General features: G+C 43.2%; 19 protein-coding genes and 2 pseudogenes. 13 read left to right on the plus strand and 8 right to left on the minus strand.

Annotated elements, in window-relative coordinates; translation table 11 throughout:
* Positions 1-11: 11 nt before the first annotated feature.
* Positions 12-446 carry an SRPBCC family protein gene (locus tag AC5590_RS07810; protein ID WP_169263564.1) on the minus strand — a complete coding sequence of 145 codons (435 nt, stop codon included), beginning with the start codon at positions 444-446 and terminating at the stop codon, positions 12-14.
* 1 nt (position 447) lies between these two features.
* Positions 448-768 (minus strand): ArsR/SmtB family transcription factor, encoded by a 321-nt coding sequence (locus AC5590_RS07815; protein WP_169263565.1) that lies wholly within the window; start codon positions 766-768, stop codon positions 448-450.
* Between the two features lie 128 nt (positions 769-896).
* On the opposite strand from AC5590_RS07815, the gene AC5590_RS07820 reads away from it, so the two are divergent.
* The 7 genes from AC5590_RS07820 to AC5590_RS07850 all read left to right on the plus strand — a co-directional run bounded on the left by AC5590_RS07820 (position 897) and on the right by AC5590_RS07850 (position 7,463).
* The gene (locus AC5590_RS07820) at positions 897-1,754 is read left to right on the plus strand and encodes an ATP-binding cassette domain-containing protein (RefSeq protein WP_169263566.1); all 858 of its coding nucleotides are present in this window, start codon (positions 897-899) and stop codon (positions 1,752-1,754) included.
* The gene (locus AC5590_RS07825; RefSeq protein ID WP_246163103.1) at positions 1,711-2,565 is read left to right on the plus strand and encodes an ABC transporter permease; all 855 of its coding nucleotides are present in this window, start codon (positions 1,711-1,713) and stop codon (positions 2,563-2,565) included. The genes AC5590_RS07820 and AC5590_RS07825 overlap by 44 nt, the downstream gene beginning before the upstream one ends.
* A gap of 19 nt (positions 2,566-2,584) precedes the next feature.
* A complete protein-coding gene (locus AC5590_RS07830) occupies positions 2,585-3,046 on the plus strand; it encodes a MarR family winged helix-turn-helix transcriptional regulator (protein WP_169263567.1) in 462 nt (153 codons plus the stop codon).
* Entirely contained in the window at positions 3,009-4,280 is a 1,272-nt protein-coding gene (locus tag AC5590_RS07835) for an MFS transporter (protein ID WP_169263568.1), read from the plus strand. Before AC5590_RS07830 ends, AC5590_RS07835 begins: the two co-directional genes overlap by 38 nt.
* Positions 4,281-5,178: 898 nt before the next feature.
* Positions 5,179-5,982: an SDR family NAD(P)-dependent oxidoreductase gene (locus tag AC5590_RS07840; protein ID WP_169263569.1), complete on the plus strand. Its 804-nt coding sequence runs from the start codon at positions 5,179-5,181 to the stop codon at positions 5,980-5,982.
* 116 nt (positions 5,983-6,098) lie between these two features.
* Positions 6,099-6,230: a hypothetical protein gene (locus AC5590_RS07845; protein WP_256379359.1), complete on the plus strand. Its 132-nt coding sequence runs from the start codon at positions 6,099-6,101 to the stop codon at positions 6,228-6,230.
* A 468-nt stretch (positions 6,231-6,698) separates the two neighbouring features.
* Positions 6,699-7,463, plus strand: a complete 765-nt coding sequence (locus AC5590_RS07850) for a RusA family crossover junction endodeoxyribonuclease (protein WP_169263570.1) — start codon at positions 6,699-6,701, stop codon at positions 7,461-7,463.
* A gap of 153 nt (positions 7,464-7,616) precedes the next feature.
* Here AC5590_RS07850 and AC5590_RS07855 read toward each other — a convergent pair whose 3' ends face one another.
* On the minus strand, positions 7,617-8,060 hold the full coding sequence (locus AC5590_RS07855; protein ID WP_169263571.1) for a DUF29 domain-containing protein: 444 nt from the start codon (positions 8,058-8,060) through the stop codon (positions 7,617-7,619).
* Positions 8,061-8,308: 248 nt separating this feature from the next.
* On the opposite strand from AC5590_RS07855, the gene AC5590_RS07860 reads away from it, so the two are divergent.
* Entirely contained in the window at positions 8,309-8,512 is a 204-nt protein-coding gene (locus AC5590_RS07860) for a type II toxin-antitoxin system HicB family antitoxin (RefSeq protein WP_169263572.1), read from the plus strand.
* Positions 8,513-8,629: 117 nt separating this feature from the next.
* On the opposite strand, the gene xylB is transcribed toward AC5590_RS07860, so the two are convergent.
* Together xylB and AC5590_RS07870 are read right to left on the minus strand one after the other, a co-directional pair.
* Positions 8,630-10,099 (minus strand): xylulokinase, encoded by a 1,470-nt coding sequence (xylB, locus tag AC5590_RS07865; protein WP_169263573.1) that lies wholly within the window; start codon positions 10,097-10,099, stop codon positions 8,630-8,632.
* 123 nt (positions 10,100-10,222) lie between these two features.
* On the minus strand, positions 10,223-10,693 hold the full coding sequence (locus tag AC5590_RS07870) for a hydrogenase maturation protease (protein ID WP_169263574.1): 471 nt from the start codon (positions 10,691-10,693) through the stop codon (positions 10,223-10,225).
* A 70-nt stretch (positions 10,694-10,763) separates the two neighbouring features.
* On the opposite strand from AC5590_RS07870, the gene AC5590_RS07875 reads away from it, so the two are divergent.
* From AC5590_RS07875 to AC5590_RS07895, 5 genes and pseudogenes are all read left to right on the plus strand, one after another.
* Entirely contained in the window at positions 10,764-11,261 is a 498-nt protein-coding gene (locus AC5590_RS07875; RefSeq protein ID WP_318563545.1) for a DUF3598 family protein, read from the plus strand.
* Between the two features lie 3 nt (positions 11,262-11,264).
* Positions 11,265-11,540, plus strand: a complete 276-nt coding sequence (locus AC5590_RS07880) for a hypothetical protein (RefSeq protein ID WP_348982682.1) — start codon at positions 11,265-11,267, stop codon at positions 11,538-11,540.
* A gap of 73 nt (positions 11,541-11,613) precedes the next feature.
* Positions 11,614-12,749, plus strand: a pseudogene (locus AC5590_RS07885) (ISAs1 family transposase).
* Between the two features lie 111 nt (positions 12,750-12,860).
* Positions 12,861-13,349 (plus strand): SH3 domain-containing protein, encoded by a 489-nt coding sequence (locus AC5590_RS07890; protein WP_169263577.1) that lies wholly within the window; start codon positions 12,861-12,863, stop codon positions 13,347-13,349.
* A gap of 773 nt (positions 13,350-14,122) precedes the next feature.
* Positions 14,123-14,605, plus strand: coding sequence for a NifU family protein (locus AC5590_RS07895; RefSeq protein ID WP_169263578.1), 483 nt, complete (start codon positions 14,123-14,125; stop codon positions 14,603-14,605).
* Between the two features lie 98 nt (positions 14,606-14,703).
* Here the strand turns inward: AC5590_RS07895 and AC5590_RS07900 are convergent, their stop codons facing one another.
* The 3 genes and pseudogenes from AC5590_RS07900 to AC5590_RS07910 all read right to left on the minus strand — a co-directional run.
* Positions 14,704-15,144: a nitrogen fixation protein gene (locus tag AC5590_RS07900; protein ID WP_211178303.1), complete on the minus strand. Its 441-nt coding sequence runs from the start codon at positions 15,142-15,144 to the stop codon at positions 14,704-14,706.
* Between the two features lie 41 nt (positions 15,145-15,185).
* Positions 15,186-15,500 carry a hypothetical protein gene (locus AC5590_RS07905; RefSeq protein WP_169263579.1) on the minus strand — a complete coding sequence of 105 codons (315 nt, stop codon included), beginning with the start codon at positions 15,498-15,500 and terminating at the stop codon, positions 15,186-15,188.
* A 352-nt stretch (positions 15,501-15,852) separates the two neighbouring features.
* Positions 15,853-17,391 (minus strand): annotated as a pseudogene (locus AC5590_RS07910) (filamentous hemagglutinin N-terminal domain-containing protein); the annotation flags it as partial.

Below are 17,391 nucleotides of genomic sequence, written 5' to 3' on the forward strand. Positions count from 1 at the left end.
TAGCGATTCCATTACTTGCAGGCAGCCAAGGCTAGTACATCGCCTGTCAAGAGCAGGCGCTTGAGACTAGACAAAGTCGCGCTCCAGCCTCGGCTAATGCTCATGTAAGCTTGTGCATCGAGACGATCGTGAGTCAGCGTTAACTTTACTGTTGAGCCGTTTTGCTCTAACTCGAACAACACACGTGACGGACGTTCTTCGTTGAAGCCAGGCGACTGGAAGGTATAGGAAAGCCGATGAGGTGGTTCAGATTGCAATACTTCGCCTTCCCACTCAGACTCGCCATCTTCCTTAACATGCTGCACGGGTGAGCCAACCTGCCAATCAGATTGAATTCGCCTGCCGCCCCAATATTGCTGGGTGAATGCTTCGCCGGTCAATGCCTCCCAAAGTTTTTCAAGGGTTGTGGCAATGTAGGTTACATAAACGAACTTTTGCTGATCCATGTTATGGCTCCTTGGTGTTTGCTTCCAGGTTTCGCTTTAATTCACTTAATGCTTCTAATTGCTGACGTTCATACTTACGAATCCATCGATCGTAAATGTCTTGAATCGGGGCTGGATTGAGGTAATGCAGTTTTTCTCGTCCACGCCACTCTGTGACAACCAGATTCGCTGCCTCCAACAACGCTAGATGTTTGGTAACGGCTTGCCGCGTCATCTCTAGGTGTTCGCACAGTTCACTTAATGTTTGACCGTTGTGGCTGTACAACTGGTCGAGTAATTTCCTGCGGCTCGGATCGGCAAGCGCTTTGAACACTGCATCCATATTATCATTTTATGCAACTAATTGGTTGCATGTCAACCAAAAAAAACTAGCTCTTGACTTCCACATAATAAATGAGAAACTAATAATTAGATAACCTAAATATACCACTAAGGAAGTGCATCCTACTTGTGACGAAACTGACGGGAAGAACCGATCGCTTGGAAATGCCTGTTAACTTTCCGAACCCTGCGGTCATATTGGAAACTCAGGAACTCACGCGGCGCTTTGACAAGTTCACCGCTGTTGATGCCCTGAATATCTCTGTTACATCTGGAGAAGTATTTGGCTTGCTTGGTCCAAATGGGGCAGGTAAAAGTACAGTCATTAAGATGTTGACAACGCTGCTACCGCCAAGCACTGGACGGGCAACTATAGCTGGCTATGATGTCACTCATCAGCAAGGTGCTGTCAGAAGAGTCATCGGCTATGTACCCCAAGCTCTTTCTGCTGATGGCAGTCTTACAGGCTATGAAAATCTTTTAATCTTTGCCAAACTGTATGACATTCCCTCAAAACAACGCAAAGAGCGGATTCGTGATGTGCTGGCGTTTATGGGTTTGGAAGAAGCAAGCGATCGCTTGGTGAGAAATTACTCTGGTGGCATGATTCGCAAGCTAGAAATTGCCCAATCCATCCTGCATCGACCGCAGATTATGTTTCTCGATGAGCCAACAGTCGGACTCGATCCCGTTGCTCGCAGCCAGGTATGGAATCTTATGGAAGAACTTCGTGCAGATTATGGCACAACCATATTTTTAACTACCCATTTTTTAGAAGAAGCTGATAGTTTGTGTAACCGGGTAGCAATTATGAATCGGGGCAAAGTAATTGCGACTGGCACACCCAGCGATTTAAAAACTGCCTTAGGAAAACCAAACGCCACCTTGGATGATGTTTTTATTCAGTATACAGGGGACGAATTAGCGTCAGGAGTTAGTTATCGTGACACAGCAAAAACCAGACGTAATGCTCGACGGTTGGGTTGAACCACGACTTAATCGGCGAGAAAGTTTTATCTATGCGCTCTCACAATTAGTTACCAAAACTCTTGTCTTAGCTGAACTAGAAGTCCGCAAACTCCGCCACGATCCAAGCGATTTGCTCATCCGAGGTGTACAGCCTGCATTATGGCTTTTAGTCTTTGGGCAAGTTTTCACCCGAACTCGGGCTATTCCTACAGGGAATTTATCTTATTTAGACTTTATGGCTCCCGGTATCTTAGCTCAGAGTGTGCTGTTTGTGGCAATTTTCACTGGTGGAATGACACTCATTTGGGAGCGAGATTTAGGAATTGTGCAGAAATTGCTCGCTAGTCCCATACCCCGTGCGGCGATGGTGTTGGGTAAAGCCGTCGGTTGTGGAGTACGGTGCTTACCACAAATAGTCATTATTTACGGATTAACGCTATTGTTAGGTGTCAATGTTAATCTAAATCCTTTGGCTTTACTCCAAGTACTCGTAATTGTGCTTTTAGGGGCGGGTTGTTTTTGTGTTTTTTCACTCATCATTGGTTGTCTGGTAAAAAGTCGAGAAAGATTTACAGGAATTGGACAATTAATAACTATGCCGTTGTTTTTTGCCAGTAACGCCATCTATCCCTTATCACTAATGCCAGGATGGTTGCATATTCTTTCCAGTATCAATCCCTTAACTTATCAAGTTGATGCTTTACGGGGTACAATGCTAGTAAATGGTTCCAGTCTCTATGGATTTGGTCTGGATTGTACAATTCTCTTGCTAACATTGATAGGCTTAACAATTATCTGTGGACGACTCTATCCACGGGTAGCGATGTAATCAGGAGAAAAACAATCCCATGAAGCTCGGTAAACCCTCTGAAGAATGTGCCGTTAAAGTCATGGATACGATTCCATTGGTGATGCGGTTTATCCGAGCGGATATGCGTGAGAACAGTGTCGCGTCTCTATCTATACCGCAATTACGGGCGATGCTATTTATCAAACGCAATCCTGGAACCTCTGTTTCGGAAGTTGCGGAACATTTAGGTGTCACTTGTGCTACTGCATCCACAACGACAGAACGCCTAGTACAACGTCATTTTATTGAACGCAGCGACCATCCCCAAGAGCGACGGCGGGTGGTTCTCAATCTCACGGATGAGGGCAAGCACCATCTTGAGCAAACCCTCGCCCAAACTCGCGCTCATATTGCAGACTTGTTAGAAGGTCTGACAGCAGAGGAAATTGCACACATTGAAGAAGGGTTGACTCTACTTAAACATGTCTTCGACCGATCCGAAGTTAAAAAAGCTCCTTAAGACTGAGGCTGTAAAACACGATCCCTTTGCAGCCTTGAGGTTTCGAGATTATCGATTATTTACGATTGGGCGCGTACTCCTGTTCACGGGTTCACAAATGCAGACTGTGGCAATTGGCTGGGAACTCTACGAGCGTACTGGTTCAGCGCTGGCGTTAGGTGGAGTTGGGCTGGCGCAAGTCGTGCCGATGATTGCCTTAACTTTGGTTGCCGGACACGTAGCAGATCGCCGTGCTCGCAAACACACTACCCTACTCTCAATCATGCTGCTAGTCCTTTGCTCGCTAGCTTTGGCGGTTGTTTCCTATAGTAAAGGCGCAATAGTTTTAGTTTATACTTGCTTGTTTTTTACAGGTGTAGCTAGGGCGTTCTTGAAGCCTGCCAGCGATGCGCTTATGTGGCATTTAATACCAACAAGTGCTTTTACTAATGCTGCCACTTGGAATAGTACTAGCTTTCAGCTAGCAACAGTCATTGGACCAAGTTTGGGAGGATTTGGGATCGCAGCTTTGGGAAGTGCCACAGGGGTATATGTATTGGCGGCCATCGCATCACTTTTGTGTTTTGCTTTAATAGTGCCAATTCGAGAAAAAAAGACAGCCCTCTCCAAGGAACCAATATCATTAAAAGCACTAGCTGCTGGTGCTGAGTTTGTGTGGCAGAATCAGGTAATTTTAGCAGCAATTACTCTAGATATGTTTGCCGTCTTGTTGGGAGGTGCAGTTGCACTACTACCCATCTTTGCCAAGGATATCTTGCATGTCGGTCCAATGGAGTTGGGGTATCTAGAGGCAGCACATTCGATTGGCGCACTAATTATGGCGGTACTTCTAGCGCATCTGCCACCTTTACGCAAAGCAGGACCAGCTTTACTGTGGTCTGTGGTAGGTTTTGGTGTGGTCACAATAATTTTTGGGTTGTCTCGTTTGTTTTGGCTGTCACTGCTGATGTTGGCATTGAGTGGCGCACTTGACAGTATTAGCGTTGTCATTCGCCATACTTTAGTTCAGATTCGGACACCTGACTATTTACGCGGTCGAGTGGCTGCCATCAATAATGTGTTTATCAGCGCCTCGAATGAGTTGGGAGGTTTTGAATCAGGTTTGACTGCTGCTTTGTTTGGTCCAGTCATGTCTGTGGTAGGCGGTGGAATTGGGACGATTGTCGTGGTGATGGCGGTGGCTGCGATTTGGCCAGGGATTCGGAAGTTGGGGGCGTTGCATGAGTATGAGTAGTTAGTTTTAGCGTTTCAATGTTGTTTAAACTAACCTACAAGCTTGTGAGGTAAAATACTCAGTTTATACTTTTTTCATGGGCAAAACGTCGCAATTATTACCCATGCTATTACTAACCCAAGTTGCTAGTTATCAGCTTTCACGTATTTTGCAGGCGTTAAGCGTAAGCGTAAGCGCACGCTAAAAGCGAACGCGCAGCGTGGCCTTTGGCGCTTAGGTCTGGCGTAGGCAATCGCCCACAACAAGATGTACGGTTGCGCGACGCGCAACCGTTACTCAAGCTTAATTTTCAACTATTTAGAACTTCTCAGACATCCTCTTAAAAGCTATCCATTACCCGGATCTTTCTTAACATTTCACCGAAAGTAGGCGGGAGTAGGGTTGTAAAGGAAGAGTCCAGTAGGAGGAGTTGACATGGAGAAGTAGATGTGTATCGAACAGAAACATTAATGTAGGCGAGTGCGCGGTTGTATTTGTTGTATTGCCGAATGCAAGTATTTTGCATCGTCGTTGACTCGTCGATTGTGAGTGCCGCGAATCAGTAAATGAGAATTAACCGGACGCTCCAGGCAAAATAAATCATAGATGTCGCCCCTGCATGACAACCATGTCACCGTTGTTAACAGTGGCGAGCGCGATTCTAGTTTTCTGTGCGGTTTGCTAGCGCGGTGAACAAGCATGTAGCAGTTGCACCAGCATGACTCCAGCCAGGAATACTGCCAACACTTTAGCGAAGCGGGGGATACGCATCGCATGACTCCTTATAAAGTAAAAAATCGAACGAAATAAATTTTTTATTTTATGCTCTTTTTTTGGGCAAAACCTCAATAATAGAATCATAGCAATCCCACTTCAATGACGGGCATTTGCAATAATTCTTCAATAAAAGGTTGAAACTATGACGGCGAAAGCAACCTATCAGTTTGCAGGCAAAACCATCCTGATTACAGGCGGTGCGGGAGATATTGGCAAGGCAACTGCACACCGTTTTGCCGCTAATGGCGCAGGTGTAGTCCTACTGGATTTGAATGAAGCGAAGATGGCAGATGTGGCTGAGGAACTAAAAGAGTACAACGTTCCAGTCGCTACGTTTTCTTGTGATGTTACGGCTGCTGATGATGTTGCCAAAGCTTTTAGTGGTGCTGTTCAGCAGCTTGGGCAAATCCACTATGTTTTTAACAACGCTGGCTATCAAGGAGTGTTTGCCAAAACGGACGAATATCCCGAGGACGATTTTCAAAAGGTCATTAACATTAACGTAGTCGGCGTTTTTCACGTTCTCAAGGCGGCTGCCCAGCATTTACGTGATGCAGGTGGAGGTGCGATCGTCAACACCGCAAGTTATGCAGGGGTAGTTAGTCCGCCAAATATGCTGGCATATGGCGCTTCAAAATTCGCGGTGATTGGAATGACTCAGACAGCAGCGAAAGATTTGGCTCCCTACGGCATCCGGGTGAATTCACTGTCTCCTGCGCTCATCGGTCCCGGTTTTATGTGGACGCGGCAAACAGAATTGCAGGCAGCAGTAGGATCACAGTACTTTGATGCCAATCCCAAGGTGGTTGAGCAACAGATGATCGATTCAGTGCCAATGCGGCGTTTGGGAAGTCTTGAGGAGGTGGCGAATGGGGTAGCGTTTCTGATGAGCGAGGAAGCAAGTTATATTACCGGGTTTAACTTGGAGATTACTGGCGGGCAATAGAAAATAGAGACAAGAGGTTTGCGGTTGGAGGTGTATAGTCGGTCGCAGCTTTCTGTATGCAGGGTAATGTCAGAGCACTTCTAGTCGAGTTGATCGCTGTACTCTGTTGACAAAGAATGAACCAACCCCAGCATAAGATTGTTTCAATTACTGGGAATATGTCCCACTGTGGGCGTGCAGGTCGCTACGAAGTGGTTATGCATTTTACTGATGAAGCAGCTGCCCAAGCGATTCTTGCTAAAATTTAGTACTAGTTGCCTTTGAAGGAGTGATATCCCAGACTTGGCACGATGGATTTAAAAATTGCTGCGATTGCCTTTGGCACTGCGCCTCGCGCAATCGCGCCAGTGAATCAAGCAATTCTCTTGACTCGAAATTCCTGTGATTTTAGGTAATACCCAGGTGTAGGGATGATATACGGAAAATTGTTATATATAGCGGTTCTCACTTCGGTGCAATACAGTCGTCACCTCACCCCGCATTTGCTGACGCAAACGCTCCCCTCTCCTTACTAAGGAGAGGGGTTGGGGGGTGAGGTTGAAAAATGTACTTCATGCAAACGAGAACCGCTATAAATACCCTGTAACGAGATAGTTATATAGAGAGTTTCTGTATAATATCTGTACCAAGGGTGTTCTGTATAAAAATTCTGTATAAATAACCTGTACAAGATAGTCAGATGGAAAGTTTCAGTGTAATAACGTAATTATGTGTAAATGAAAATCTCGACACAAACCGAAAACTGTAGCTACGACACACAATACTTAATTGAAGAAATTACAGATAGTGCCATTCACATCAATTTGGCATTTAAAAAAATCGTAAGTGTTCAGTCGAAAAGAGCCTATAGAGAGCAAATATGCAATTTAAGTCAGGGCGAATTATCAAAGTTCAAATGGATAATATCTGGTTGTGTCAATGTAGACTTTACTTGGTATCTACATGCTGTTGAGAGACAGGAGACAGATAAGGTTGGTGATATTGATAACATTACAAAACCCATTCTGGATTCTTTAATTGGTCCAAATGGAGTTTTAATTGATGATGCTCAAATCAGAGCACTATACACATATTGGCTATCACACAATGAGTTGGTCGAAGATAATTTGCTAAAAATTAAAATCTCATTCAACAATGATAATTGTCTGGAGAAATCAAACCTGATATTTATTCAATATGCTAACGCCATTTGCTTGCCGGTTAATGTCGAACCTACTGACCACAAGCAGCTTTTGGGGGCATTATTGCTTGTGAAGAGTAGGCAAAGACAGAGAACTGCTGCAAAAAGTATCAGATTTATCGGTGGAAACGTTGACAACTATTTGGTTTTATCACCTTGGGATTTTCATCGCACTAGGTTAAATGAGTTTCCTTCTTCTAATATTTATTCAGTTTCCAGTTTTAAGGAACTTTGTCGCAACAACGGCTTAACGTTCTTAGCAATATTAAGATTGATGCGAGAAGCTCGTGGTGGCACATAACAAGCGCGATAAGCCGGAGGCTTGACGCTGCGCGATCGCCCTTCCAGCATGGATTCTTACAGAAAGCGATCGCCAAATTACAGCATAGATTTACAGTGCGGTCATCTCTTGGTACTGCTCCCATTTCACAAAAATCAGATAAGACTGATATATTTAAGGCAAATAATTATCATCCAATAATTGTGCAAGAGTGTAAAGACATTTTTCTGGAAAAATCATTAAATCGGTTTTCACTTGCACAAAATCAACCGCACTTTGATAAATATTCTCTAAGTCATCCTGTAATTTATTCATTAAATTCGTGGTTAAATGATTATTTAAGTCATATCTAAATGTTTTAATTTCTCCAAGCCAATGACGATAGTTTCTTTCATATTCTACATGCCAATATTGGAGTAATAATATATGAATAATAATTTGCCTTAAAAGACTTTTTGCTTTAGCTAAATCTCTTTTCCCCAAACTAATTAATTCCTCAATTAAATTTTCTAAATCAAGTTGGTTAAATAGTTTTTGTTTTAATAACTTAATAGTTTCTTCTAGCCATAAACTATTATCAGTTTCATAGAGCTTTTTTAAGTTGGTAGTAATTGTCATATTTTTAGCTTATACCTACATTCCATAATTTCATCATACACAATTACAAATTTCTAGATGCAAACCACCAACTGGAGTTTAGACTAATTTTGGCTTTAAAACCGCCAAACCCTTATCCAGACTTCTTTTCCAATTTAGAACCGCTTTCGGATTCCAAAATGTAAAATCCTTATTGATTTAAGCAACCCCTGTTGAGAGCAAACAACTATGATTGTTAGCATAGCCCCAATAAGTAACTCGATAGGTGTATGAAAATCAAAACAATCATTCATCCAGCAGAAGAAGGGGGCTATTGGGCAGAGGTTCCCGCACTTCCCGGTTGTATTACTGAAGGAGATACGATGGAGGAGGTGATGGCTAATTTAAAGGACGCTATTGAAGGTTGGCTCGATGTTGCTAACAGTCATTATGCAATTGAGTCAACAGATCAAGTTGTCGAAATTGCTATATGAAATCGAAATCAAGATTTGAAAGTCGGAACCTTGAGAGCTTTGATGAAAATAGCCCAGCTAACTGAGGAAGATTTACTCTAATTTTGATGTTGAAGTATTGTAGGCGATGGTGTTTTGTCAACGAACGGCTTTAAGGGCATCGTACAATAACTTATATCGCTTAAAACCTGCTTCATACACAGCATTTACTTGCGGCTGTACCACACTCGCATCCTGCGGCAGAATCTTAAATGCAGCTTCTAAATTGGAATATGCACCAACCCCCACCATTGCCAAAATCGCTGCTCCGTAAGCTGCTCCTTCTTCAGCTTTGGGAGCAATGAGTTCTGTTTGCAAAATATCTGCTAAAATTCGTAACCAGATGTTGGATCGCGCACCTCCACCTGTTGCCAAGAGTTGATGAACGGGAGCGATCGCGCTGATAACTTCCAATGCTTCCCGCAAGCTAAATGCAACGCCCTCAAGAACAGCACGAATAATATCTGGCTGCGTATGAGCCAATGACAGATTCACCCAAGCACCGCGAGTATCTGGATCGAGATGGGGACTACGCTCTCCTGAAAGATGGGGCAGAAATAGAACACCACGAGCACCGGGCAATGATCGCTCTGCCATATCCATCAGATCAGTATAGGGAACATTCGCTGCAAACGTATCCCGATACCAACGCAGAGAACCACCTGCCGCCAGCGTCACTCCTAGCTGATGATAGCCACCATCCACATGACAGAACAAATGCACCCGACCTTCTGGATCGGGAATTGGGCGCTGGCACGGTGCAAAGATAACTCCCGACGTGCCAATACTCAGACTGCCCTGGTTCAGGTTGCTTGATGAGATACCCAGACCGATCGCCGCTGCTGCATTGTCGCCTCCGCCTGCAACCACAGGTAATCCGGCTGGTAGTCCCACGCGGGTGGCTATTTCTGATTTTAGCCGTCCGGCGATCGCCGTAGACTCGATTACTGGGGGAAACAACGCTGGGTTGAGATTGAGAGCATTGAGAATATCCGTATCCCATTGCCGAGTCGCCAGATTCAGACACCCAACACCGGACGCATCGGATGGTTCTGTCACTGACTCACCAGTTAGCACATATCCTAAATAATCTTTTGGTAAAAGAATCTGCCAAAGCCGAGCATATGCTTGTGGTTCTTCAGTCCGCAACCACACAAGCTTGGGAAGCTGAAATCCTGTAATCGCCGGATTTCCAGTACGCTGGATCAACTCCTGACGGGGAATGGTGGCTTCAATCGCATCAACGGCTTTACCAGTGCGCTGATCATTCCACAAAATTGGTGGTCTAATGACTTTACCCTCTGCATCCAGAGGAACCATACCATGCATTTGTCCTGACAAACCCAGAGCAATCGCTCGGTGTCCATCTAGCTGTTGAGCAACATCGAACAGGGCATCCAGACTCGCCTCGACCCAATCTGATGGGTTCTGTTCCGTCCAACCGGGCTGTGGGATTAACAGGGGATAGCTTCTGGTTTCTTTTGCGATAACTTGCCCTTGTAGTAGGTCTACTGCGATCGCCCGCACTCCTCCTGTACCCAGATCTAAGCCCACAACGACGTCAGTCAATTCCCCCTCCCAAATTCTCAATCTAGTGAAGGACTTCAAAACTTGAAACTTCTTTTAGTCTAATCTTCTCACATAAATGTATGAAAAACTTCCTAAACTTTTTGAAAATCGCACTACCAGTAATTACTCTTTACTCTGTTTAATAATCGCAGTTATTTCTTCAAAAACTAAATCAGCAGAGTGTTGAACAACAGAACTTAATTCTAGTCCAAAATCAAGATTTTCGGCTTCAATTAAGTAAACAGTCACCTCTTCGGGAAAGTCTTCTTTAAAGATTTTCCTACCTGCGGCTAAAGCATGATCCCAGCGAAAATCATGCAAATTATAACTGGGTTCTGGCAAAGCTTCAAGTTCTTTTCCAGGAACTTTAAATATAGCCCCTGGTTCAGAATCAGTTGAACTGGCATCAATAATAATTAACTTTTTGCTACCTCTTGCCTGAAACATGACTTCCATCCCTGCAGTACCACAGTCATAAACTTGCACATCAGGAAGAGGATATTGAGCAAGGTATTGCTGTAAGCGTTGGGCAATGAGTACGCCTACAGCGTCATCACTACGATTGAGATTACCGCAACCAATGATTGTGAGCATTTTAGATCTAACGGCTAATAGCTAAACAATTGAGTGTTACACTACCATAAACGCAAAGAACTTATATTTTATGAATTTAAAAGATCAAAATTGGAAAAATTTCACGACTAACCATTTGCGTGACTGGCATGGAATTTGGACAAAATACTCTCCCCAAGGTGAGGTGGCAGAATCGTTTCAAAGTCTCAGAAGCTTTCGGAGTAATTCAAATGAAACCGAAATCGTTCAAAAGAATCACTACGCATACAGTGATCGCAGAAGAGTAGAACAAAGTTGGCAATATAATCAACTCTCGAATAGCTTATCTAATGGAGTTTTTATTCCAGAAATTGAATCAATGAGGGCAAATTTCTTTGAATCAGGTCATGCTGCTTGGGTTTCAACTAAGTTGAAACCAGATTCATATTTTGCCGTTGAACTATTTTTTAAATATCAGGAATTAAGAAATTGTGTAGGTATCGTTTATGATAAGGCTGGTAGTTTGTTCAGAACGGCAAATATTCGCGAAGATAGTACTGGCTTTCCTAGTCAATACTGGTCAAATGAAACCAATCAATTGCCAGAGTGATATTTGAGCGGTAATTGGCAAGGAACTGCTGTGACTATGACTCCAGATTTCAAAATTTCTCAGCCTGTCGCGACTCAGTTACACTGGGTTGGGGAAGGACACAAAACTTTCTTTTTGCCTGATGGCGTTTCTATCAGTTGTCCAGGCAAAGTGAGTGTTGGCACTTCCTTTACGGCAGCTAACTGGTTAGTGAAAGCCTCCGAGATGCAACAACTGCTTGTCAACTATGACGAGTGTGGAGATTTTTCCGCACTGACGCTGGAACTATTGTACCTTTGAATACGTCTAAGTAGCAGGGCTGTTTCATCCTCTAAAAGATGTAAAATTGCAAGCATCAAGGGGATGAAAAATAATGGATGCCAATCTGATTGAACAACTGCGGCAAGTCAAAGACTTTCGGACAAAAGACGGTCGAAGACACCCACTGTGGTTAGTATTGTTGTTTGTAATTATGGGAACTATGAGCGGGTATGTTGGCTATCGTGCATGGGGGGATTTTGTAAAAAGGCATCGTCGGATATTGATTGAAAAGTTTGAAATACAAAAACACGGTGTTCCTTCATACTCAACAATCCGACGCATACTCATGGGAATAGACTTTGACACACTTGCCGTGACCTTCAATCAGTGGGCACAAAACTACGTTGATTTGCAGGTATCAGAGTGGTGTGGGATTGATGGTAAAAGTATTAAAGGGACAGTCCAAGACTATAAAAGTGAGTATCAAAACTTTGTGAGCATTGTCTCCGTATTTGCACAGCATAGAGGACTAGTTCTAAGTATGGACAAATTGGAAAATAAGCAAGGTAGCGAAATTACGACCGTTCAAAATCTGATTGCAGCATTAGACATCGAAGGTGCTGTATTTAGCTTGGACGCTCTACATTGCCAAAAAAAACTTGCAAATTAATTATTGACACCGGTAACGACTACGTAATTGCAGTCAAAGGCAATCAACAAAACTTGCATCGTCAGATTCAACGCAACACAGCTAACACCAGACCGACAAGTCGTTATATCGCAAGCGAACGAACTCGAAATCGAGTTACAACACGCACCACAGAAGTTTTCAATGATTTAACTGGCATTAATCAACAATGGACTGGGCTAAAGTCTTTAATTAAGGTTGAAAGACTAGGTACTCGTGCAGGCAAACCGTATCATCAAGTTGTTTATTATATAAGCAGTCTTATACGTTCAGCAGTTGATTTCGCCTGCGGGATTCGCGGACATTGGGGAATTGAAAATCGCCTCCATTGGGGAGGCAGCGCTGTGGGCGGGTTCCCCGACTTGAGGCGACTGCCATTTAAGGATGTAGTTTTTGATGAAGACAACTCGACTATACGCACGGGAAATGCTCCTGCGAATCTCTCAATTGTGCGATCGCTCGCACTGAATATTTTGCGTCGAAATGGTTATTCTTCCATCACCTCCGCTTACAGATTTCTATCCAACGATATTGACAAACTCTTATACCTTGTGGGATGAAACAGCCCTGGTCTAAGTAGGGGAAGCACTTTTCATACTCTCAGTGTGGGTATTCTGTAAAAGGCACTAACATTTAAATTGGTGTTGAAAATCTAACAAGGAGATACGTCAATGGCAGATCTATTGAAAGTCACAAACTCACAAGGAACAAATTTCAAACAGAGTCTTAAGGACTCAAGTGATCTGGGAGTTTGTGAGAAGTTTAATGTCAGCAGTGGCAGGTCTTTTAGAGTTAAAGAAAGAGTAGAGGCAGACAAAGACCACTATAGAGTCACTCTGTTTGATAAACTTGGAAATCCTGGATGTTCTCAATTCGACACTTGGTATGTCTTTAAAAACCACGTCAATATCCAACCAGAAACATCTGGTTCTGTTGCAGACGTGGTTGTTATCAATGCTTCGAGTGGTCTGAATGTTCGGGAACAACCGGGCACGAGTGCTCGTGAACTTGGTAAGATTCCCAATGGGTCAAGAGTCTCTGTATACGGTGAAGGTAAAGATAGTAACGGTTTTCGTTGGATTAAGGTTAAATCTAACCAATGGGTTGCTTCTGAGGGCTGGGTGGCGACTGAGTTTCTAAAGATTTTATCAGTTCAATAAACTTGTAGACCGTATTGTGAGGATTGTCATTAGTCATGAGCCACTAAACCACAAAAGACTAATGACTAATGACAGTCTTGTGGGTTTGCCCTGATGTTCGCCAGTAACTTAAACGGGTAAGACTTAGGAAAACCGTGTGGATATCTTAGCTGTTTCTGTGTCTTCACATTTAGCATTAATTCTGAGGTATTTTTTTTGTTTTACGCTCTACAAAATTAGAAAAAATGATGAGATTTTGACAATAGATTTAAGTTATTTGATGAATTTAAAAATTACATCAAAAATAATCACATAACAGAAAAATTTTATACTCAAAATTTATCTATATAGGACTCATATTTTATTTTTGATGAACCGAGGTATACTTTTATTGCTTCTTCCCTGTTAAGCGTTCTCTGTCTCTACGAGTGATTCACCAAATCAAACCGGATTCCTATAGGAGTAAGAAGTTAGTTAAGACATGTTTGTTTATTTATCTTATTGTAATGAATCTGCATCAGTAAATAATTTCTTCACTTCTTGAAAAGACTTTAAGAGTATAAAAAATCATATTAAAATAGTATATTAATTAACTTTAACCTGATATCAAGCATTTCTAATAAAATATAAACTAGCAATTAATAGAGTATTTTGGGTTTACTATTGGGATATTGCAACAAAAAGTTTTTTGACAGCAGTTTTCAATTTATCCTCAAAGACTTCAAAGCAAAATGAGTTTTTAGTCATTTTAAGTCCTGAGTAATGTCTGAAGGAATTTATTTGGCAATGGAACAATGACCGATGACACACTTGAAGAATTAGTCAAAGAAATCAGCCGTTATGAGGCAATTATCTCTGAGTGGGATGAAACTTACAGAGGTGTCGTCGTAGGTTTAAAACGAGCCATTGAAGCATTACACAAAGAGGCATTGACACGTTTAATTAAGACTGTGAAGCAAGAATCCATGCCAGCTTTACGTAATGCTGTTAAAGACGAAGTTGTGTATGGAGTGCTGCTTTATCACGAACTTGTAAAGCCTCCTATACCACCGCTAACGCAACGTATTCAGCAAGCGCTTGATGAAGTCCGTCCTGGTTTAAAAAGTCATAACGGTGATGTGGAATTAGTGGATATTAAACCACCAGATACAGTTGAAGTCAAATTAATTGGAGCTTGTAGTAATTGTCCGACTTCAACTGTGACTTTATCTCAAGGAATTGAGCAGGCAATCAAGTCGTATTGTCCAGAAATTGTTAATGTGCTTGCTGTACGTTGACGAGTTGATCATGACTAGCCGTCAACTCTAAGCCCTATGTCCTTCGGACATAGGGCTTAGCGAGTGTCAAAGGACTTTACTACAGATGGAAGCTTTGCCTAAAGGGCAGTCGGTTTCGCCACATCTCGTATGAGTTGAGACGGGTTGTAGGTATCTGTAACAACTTGCGGACAACGCATACAAGCTGTCTTACCTTCCTGCTGCCACCAACGACAATTTCGCCGGATAGAACAGGGTGGAAGTTCCTCAGTCACTACAGATAAATTCTCTACAATTCGCTGTGCCAAACGACAATCTTTACCGTCAAAATGCATACAGCCCGATTCTATACAGCGTCCTGCCGTCCGAAAAATTTCTGCTGGTGTAGCAGGGCTAGACTTTGCTATTAGTTCATCCGTGACAGGCTGCGGCTGCTTGAGATAAGCTATACGGGGTTGTGCCACCGTCCCACTGACCACACCAAAGACAACACTATCTCCTGATTCTGGTCTAGCGCTGGGGCAAAGTGTAGTATTCTCAGTCGCAATGTTTTCTATCAATCGAACCTCCAGCGAAGAGTATCTTTGTTAAGGCTCGAAGATTATGCTTTTGAGGCTGAGTCTTTTAGGTAGTCAGGAGCAACCATTATCCCAAGTACAATCGGCGGACAAACAGGTTTGGGAGTTGGTTGAGGAACTGCTATCTTACCAGTTATAATTGGTAAACAAATACTAGATTTAGAAAGTTCTGCCACCGCACCACCTAGAATGCTTTGTGCTTCTGTTTCAGCCAAAACCAACAAAGCATCTTCTGAATCTATAACTTGGCTGCGTCGTTCAACTGCATTCTTCACGGCATCATCAATCAGGTCATTTATTTCAAATCTGCCGTTGTAGTTTACTTTGTTTGGGTTCATTTTTACTGTCCTGGGAATTATGAGTAGTGTTAGGTTCAAAAACTAAACCGCGTAATTGCCTAATTTGTTATTAGACAAAATTATACTAATATCCAATAACTTAATTTAGCAAAATAGATCATATTATTTAACAATAAGCATCAAAAAACTTGCTCATTGAGGGTATTGCAAACTTAAGAAATTCTGTCAAGTTTCTTCTCTATTTTTCATTCAGTAATTCTTTTAAAGCGAGGAATTGCCAATTTGTGAAAGTGCGATCTGCACTCCGCGCAGACGCTTGAAGGCGTATCGCATCCCCTTATACCAAGTTGCATTCAAATGCGTAATATCATGTCTGGGTAGTTGATGCAGTTTACTGCCTTGATTGGCAGGTGTCCGGCTGATTTCGCGGATTGTGCACGGCAGGGTTAGATGTGGAGGCAACTAGAAAGATGTCTCCATTGGGAGTTATCTGCCATCCGGTGGCTTCGATAATTGGAGTGTCGGATTTGGTAGGTAAAGTCTGAGTAGTGATTTCAGTATGGGGTTTTGTCTGTCCAATCTGCTGTTGCACTGTTAGGCGGCGGCGGTCTTGCCACTCGGCGTCATCGTCTAGTTCTTGTTCTGGAGTGGGCGGTAAGCCACCGCGACCTGTGACGACAAAAGAATTACCTTGGTCTGCCGGACAACCTTGGGCAATCAAGCCAGAACGATCTACGACATTGACTGGTAATTCTACTAATCCCGAAGTGGGATCTAGATCGGGTCTAGTGATTTGCACATTACCGCTTAACTCGCGAGTAGCCCCGGTGGCGGTGATATCACTTGTTTGAAGAGAAGCGACCTCCCGAAACTGAATGCCAAAGATACCTTGAGTATTGATTCTGACATTTCCGCCCCGGAAGTTATCCGAGTTGGCGCTGATGTCACTATTTTGAAAACCAACCAGGACATCGGTATTAATATTGATGTTGCCGCCGATAACGTTTTCTCCTGTGGCGTTGGTGATGATGTTGCTATTGCGAGTGATGATCAAATCTTGTGAGTTAATGTTAATTGTCGCCTGTTCCCTAGTAGGGTCAACTTTAGGGCTGCGTGTATTAGCGCTGAGTGAGGCATTGTTGTTTAAACGGATAGAGCGAGCATTTAATGTCATGTTGCCTGCAGTTCCTGTTCCACGACTCTCTACAATTATTCCTGCCCCATCTTGCACAAGCAAGGTATTGGTTGTGACTGTAAGATCACCCCCATCTCCTGTTGAGTAAAAATCTGCACCAGTAGTTAAAACACTGGCAGCCCGACCATCAAGGCTTTTACCAATGATTTGCACATCTTGGGCTTCAACCCTTAAAGAACCCCCCTTGCCCGCACCGTAAGTACTAGCATTTATCAGTGACCCATCTCGCACTAGCAAGGTATTGGTTTTGACCGTAATATCACCTGCATCTCCTGTTGAGTTTAAATTTGCACGAGCAAACAAGGCACTGGGAAACTGACCATCAGCGCTTGTACCAATCAGTTGCACATCTTGGGCATCAACCCTCAAAGAACCCCCCTTGCCCGCAGCACTAGTGCCAGCACCTATCTGTGCCCCACTCTCAAGCCGCAAGGTGCTAGCACTGATACTGACATCACCTCCCTGTCCATTTGCTCCTGATAGCACCTGATTACCAATTGAACTATTGTTAAGGTTTATTGCCCCGGTAGCATTAACCGAAATATCTCCCGCTTGAGTACCAACTGTCCCCAAACTTTGCCCTATTCCAGCGCTGAGGAAACTTCTTCCCGTCATCTCTAAATTCCGGGCATTAACCGCAATACTACCGCCACCGCCTGACCTAACATTAACTCCCGCACCATTCGTCAGCGATACATCACCTCTTTGCACTCCCACAGGAAAACTCAAGCTACC

The sequence above is a fragment of the Brasilonema octagenarum UFV-OR1 genome (assembly GCF_963888615.1).
In the GTDB taxonomy this organism is placed as follows: Bacteria; Cyanobacteriota; Cyanobacteriia; order Cyanobacteriales; family Nostocaceae; genus Brasilonema; species Brasilonema sennae.